Genomic DNA, 5503 nt, shown 5'->3' on the forward strand with positions numbered 1-5503 from the left:
TAAAAACCTGTAAACAAAGGTGTTGTGTGTTGGTGCAAAAAACTTTGTTTATTTTGTTTTAAAAGTAGTTGTGTATTTAGAAATAGTGTGTACATTTGCACCCCGCAAACGAGGAAGATTAGTTCTGAATCGGGAGTTGGAAAAAGGTTCATGTATATGTTGATTTGATCTGGGAAAAAAGAAAAAATATTTTTTTTCGATAAAAGTTGTCAGGTTAAAAAACAGTTGTATATTTGCAGCCGCTTAGGGAAACACCTAAGGGAAACGAAGCGAAGGAATCGAGAGATTCGGTGCGGAGTGGATAGAAGTTCATTGAAATATTGTGGAGATAAGAATCGAGAATAGGTGAGGACCTGTTCGAGAGGAACAAGAATTAAGGAAACATATAATTTAGTATATCGTAAGGTATATATAAGGAATTGAATCGAGAGTCGGGGCCGGGAGAGATTTGGACTTCGTTGGGACGAATATTTACAAAACAACGATGAAGAGTTTGATCCTGGCTCAGGATGAACGCTAGCGGCAGGCCTAACACATGCAAGTCGAGGGGTAACAGGGGGCTTGCTCCGCTGACGACCGGCGCACGGGTGCGCACCGCGTATGGAACCTACCTTGTACAGGGGAATAGCCCAGGGAAACTTGGATTAATGCCCCGTGGTACCATGACCCGGCATCGGGATATGGTTAAAGCCTTCGGGCGGTACAAGATGGCCATGCGTCCCATTAGTTTGTTGGTAAGGTAACGGCTTACCAAGACTACGATGGGTAGGGGCCCTGAGAGGGGGATCCCCCACACTGGTACTGAGACACGGACCAGACTCCTACGGGAGGCAGCAGTGAGGAATATTGGACAATGGAGGAGACTCTGATCCAGCCATGCCGCGTGCAGGAAGAATGCCCTATGGGTAGTAAACTGCTTTTATACGGGAAGAAAAAGAGCTACGTGTAGCTTACTGACGGTACCGTAAGAATAAGGACCGGCTAACTCCGTGCCAGCAGCCGCGGTAATACGGAGGGTCCGAGCGTTATCCGGAATTATTGGGTTTAAAGGGTCCGTAGGCGGGCCGATAAGTCAGGGGTGAAAGTCTGCCGCTCAACGGTAGAACTGCCTTTGATACTGTCGGTCTTGAGTTATAGTGAAGTTGCCGGAATATGTAGTGTAGCGGTGAAATGCATAGATATTACATAGAACACCGATTGCGAAGGCAGGTGACTAACTATATACTGACGCTGATGGACGAAAGCGTGGGGAGCGAACAGGATTAGATACCCTGGTAGTCCACGCCGTAAACGATGGATACTAGCTGTCCGGAACCTTGAGTTCTGGGCGGCCAAGCGAAAGTGATAAGTATCCCACCTGGGGAGTACGTTCGCAAGAATGAAACTCAAAGGAATTGACGGGGGCCCGCACAAGCGGTGGAGCATGTGGTTTAATTCGATGATACGCGAGGAACCTTACCAGGGCTTAAATGCATATTGACAGGTCTAGAGATAGATTTTCCTTCGGGCAATTTGCAAGGTGCTGCATGGTTGTCGTCAGCTCGTGCCGTGAGGTGTCAGGTTAAGTCCTATAACGAGCGCAACCCCTACCGTTAGTTGCCAGCATGTCATGATGGGGACTCTAACGGGACTGCCGGTGCAAACCGTGAGGAAGGTGGGGATGACGTCAAATCATCACGGCCCTTACGTCCTGGGCCACACACGTGCTACAATGGCAGGTACAGAGAGCAGCCATGTCGCAAGGCAGAGCGAATCTATAAAACCTGTCACAGTTCGGATCGGGGTCTGCAACTCGACCCCGTGAAGCTGGAATCGCTAGTAATCGGATATCAGCCATGATCCGGTGAATACGTTCCCGGGCCTTGTACACACCGCCCGTCAAGCCATGGAAGCCGGGAGTGCCTGAAGTCCGTCACCGTAAGGAGCGGCCTAGGGCAAGATCGGTAACTAGGGCTAAGTCGTAACAAGGTAGCCGTACCGGAAGGTGCGGCTGGAACACCTCCTTTCTAGAGATTGTCATTCAATGACAGTCCCTGACGAAGTGAAGAATGGAACTACGGTCCCGGTCTTTTGATTTAATAATGTTTTTTAAGGATTGTTCGAACAAAAAAATCTCCATAATTATGATATATAAGTAATTGCTTTTTTTTGCGAGGTATTTATGCCGAGAGGAAAGAGTAGGGACAGTCCCATAGCTCAGCTGGTTAGAGCGCTACACTGATAATGTAGAGGTCGGCAGTTCGAGTCTGCCTGGGACTACAAACAAGAAAACCGTTTTTCGTTAAGCGGTACGTTCATTAAAGATTGAAGGAAATTTTAGAAGTTGGGTATCCCAAGTTGACGTATAGTCATCGATTAACTGATAACTGTTAACTGATAACTGACGACTAATAATTGGGGGATTAGCTCAGCTGGCTAGAGCGCCTGCCTTGCACGCAGGAGGTCATCGGTTCGACTCCGATATTCTCCACAGCGACGAAAGTCGACAACGTTCATTGACATATTGGAACAGGAGGTAATACATTTTTAATGTATTGCCGACTAAAAAAGAAAGAAACACGAATCTTTATTAAGTAAAGAGTACGAATAAAATAGAATAGATTAAAGATCTGGCGACAAGCTGGAAAAGGGCGTATGGGGAATGCCTAGGCTCTCAGAGGCGAAGAAGGACGTGATAAGCTGCGAAAAGCTACGGGGATCGGCACACACGATATGATCCGTAGATATCCGAATGGGGCAACCCGGCATATTGAAGATATGTCATGGCGTAAGCCAAGCAAACCCGGGGAACTGAAACATCTAAGTACCCGGAGGAGGAGAAAACAAAAGTGATTCCGATAGTAGCGGCGAGCGAAATCGGATTAGTCCAAACCGTACATGTTCCGGCATGTGCGGGGTTGTAGGACCACGACATTCGAGGTGTAATGAACTAGAACGCTTTGGAAATAGCGACCATAGAGGGTGATAGTCCCGTATAGGTAAAGAGCATTTAGATAGTGGTATCCTGAGTAGTGCGGGGCACGTGAAACCCTGTATGAATCCGGCGGGACCATCCGCCAAGACTAAATACTCCTGAGAGACCGATAGTGAACCAGTACCGTGAGGGAAAGGTGAAAAGAACCGTGAATAACGGAGTGAAATAGATCCTGAAACCATACGCTTACAAGCGGTCGGAGCCCATATGGGTGACGGCGTGCCTTTTGCATAATGAGCCTACGAGTTACTTTTACTAGCAAGGTTAAGGACTTCAGGTCCGGAGCCGTAGCGAAAGCGAGTCTGAATAGGGCGACCATAGTTAGTAGTAGTAGACGCGAAACCGTGCGATCTACCCATGGGCAGGTTGAAGCTGTGGTAACACATAGTGGAGGACCGAACCCGTTGACGTTGAAAAGTCTTGGGATGACCTGTGGGTAGGGGTGAAAGGCCAATCAAGCTCGGAAATAGCTCGTACTCCCCGAAATGCATTTAGGTGCAGCGTGTAGATAGTTTTATAGAGGTAGAGCTACTGATTGGATGCGGGGGCTTCACCGCCTACCAATTCCTGACAAACTCCGAATGCTATAAAATGTTTCTGCGCAGTGAGGGCATGGGTGCTAAGGTCCATGTCCGAGAGGGAAAGAACCCAGATCACCGGCTAAGGTCCCAAAGTATATACTAAGTTGATATAACGCGGTGGAACTGCATTGACAGCCAGGATGTTGGCTTGGAAGCAGCCATTCATTTAAAGAGTGCGTAACAGCTCACTGGTCGAGCGGTTCCGCATGGATAATAATCGGGCATAAGTATATCACCGAAGCTGTGACTTCATATTAATATGAGGGGTAGGGGAGCATTGTAACTGCGTCGAAGGTGTACCTGCGAGGGATGCTGGAGCGGTTACAAACGAAAATGTAGGCATAAGTAACGATAATGCGGGCGAGAAACCCGCACGCCGAAAGACCAAGGTTTCCCCAGCTATGCTAATCAGCTGGGGGTCAGTCGGGACCTAACGCGAACCCGAAGGGGATAGTGGATGGACAACAGATTAATATTTCTGTACCTGCTCACGCTAAAAGTGACGGAGGCGAGAAGTTGGTGCGTACAGACGGAATTGTACGTTGAAGGGAGCGGTAACGCCCCGATAGTACACCGAGACCACGGTCAAGGTGATAATCCAGCATATCGACTTCCAAGAAAAGCAAGTGAAGCAGCCCGTACCGTAAACCGACACAGGTGGTTGGGATGAGTATTCTAAGGCGCTCGAGAGATTCATGGCTAAGGAACTAGGCAAAATAGACCCGTAACTTCGGGAGAAGGGTCGCCCCCTTATGGGGGGCCGCAGTGAAGAGGTCCAGGCGACTGTTTATCAAAAACACAGGGCTCTGCAAAATCGAAAGATGAAGTATAGGGCCTGACACCTGCCCGGTGCTGGAAGGTTAAGAGGAGATGTCATTCCTTCGGGGAGAAGCATTGAATTGAAGCCCCAGTAAACGGCGGCCGTAACTATAACGGTCCTAAGGTAGCGAAATTCCTTGTCGGGTAAGTTCCGACCTGCACGAATGGTGCAACGATCTGGACACTGTCTCGGCCATGAGCTCGGTGAAATTGTAGTATCGGTGAAGATGCCGGTTACCCGCAGTGGGACGAAAAGACCCCGTGCACCTTTACTATAGCTTCGTATTGACCTTGGTCAAGCAATGTGTAGGATAGCTGGGAGACTTTGAAGCTGCATCGCTAGGTGTGGTGGAGTCATTGTTGAAATACCAGCCTTTGCTTGTCCGGGGCCTAACTCTCGATGAGAGAACAGTGCGTGGTGGGTAGTTTGACTGGGGTGGTCGCCTCCAAAAGAGTAACGGAGGCTTCTAAAGGTGCCCTCAATACGGTTGGCAATCGTGTGTAGAGTGCAATGGCACAAGGGCGCTTGACTGAGAGACATACAGGTCGATCAGGTTGGAAACAAGAGCATAGTGATCCGGTGGTTCCGCATGGAAGGGCCATCGCTCAAAGGATAAAAGGTACGCCGGGGATAACAGGCTGATCTCCCCCAAGAGCTCATATCGACGGGGGGGTTTGGCACCTCGATGTCGGCTCGTCACATCCTGGGGCTGGAGAAGGTCCCAAGGGTTGGGCTGTTCGCCCATTAAAGTGGCACGCGAGCTGGGTTCAGAACGTCGTGAGACAGTTCGGTCTCTATCTACTGCGGGCGTTAGAAATTTGAGTGGATCTGACTCTAGTACGAGAGGACCGAGTTGGACTGACCGCTGGTGCACCAGTTGTTCCGCCAGGAGCATCGCTGGGTAGCTATGTCGGGATTGGATAAGCGCTGAAAGCATATAAGCGCGAAACCAGCCACAAGATGAGATTTCTTTAAAGGGCCGTGGGAGATGACCACGTTGATAGGCTATAGGTAGAAGGGCAGTAATGTCCGTAGCCGAGTAGTACTAATTGCCCGTCAGGCTTGCGCATACGCTCGTCCCGTTCTTAGGAACGGGGCGGACGACGATCTTTACTTCTTTCTTTTTAT

General features: G+C 49.3%; 2 tRNA genes and 2 rRNA genes. All 4 read left to right on the forward strand.

What is annotated here, in order from left to right:
* The first annotated feature begins 481 nt into the window (after positions 1-481).
* The 4 genes from BM296_RS19255 to BM296_RS19270 all read left to right on the forward strand — a co-directional run bounded on the left by BM296_RS19255 (position 482) and on the right by BM296_RS19270 (position 5445).
* Positions 482-2006: ribosomal RNA gene (locus tag BM296_RS19255) — 16S ribosomal RNA — on the forward strand.
* A gap of 179 nt (positions 2007-2185) precedes the next feature.
* Positions 2186-2259, forward strand: a tRNA-Ile gene (locus tag BM296_RS19260).
* Positions 2260-2396: 137 nt separating this feature from the next.
* A tRNA-Ala gene (locus BM296_RS19265) sits at positions 2397-2470 on the forward strand.
* Positions 2471-2612: 142 nt separating this feature from the next.
* Positions 2613-5445, forward strand: a 23S ribosomal RNA gene (locus BM296_RS19270).
* Together the 16S and 23S rRNA genes with 2 tRNA genes alongside form the textbook arrangement of a ribosomal RNA operon.
* Positions 5446-5503 lie beyond the last annotated feature (58 nt).

This window comes from Maribacter stanieri, assembly GCF_900112245.1.
GTDB lineage: Bacteria > Bacteroidota > Bacteroidia > Flavobacteriales > Flavobacteriaceae > Maribacter > Maribacter stanieri.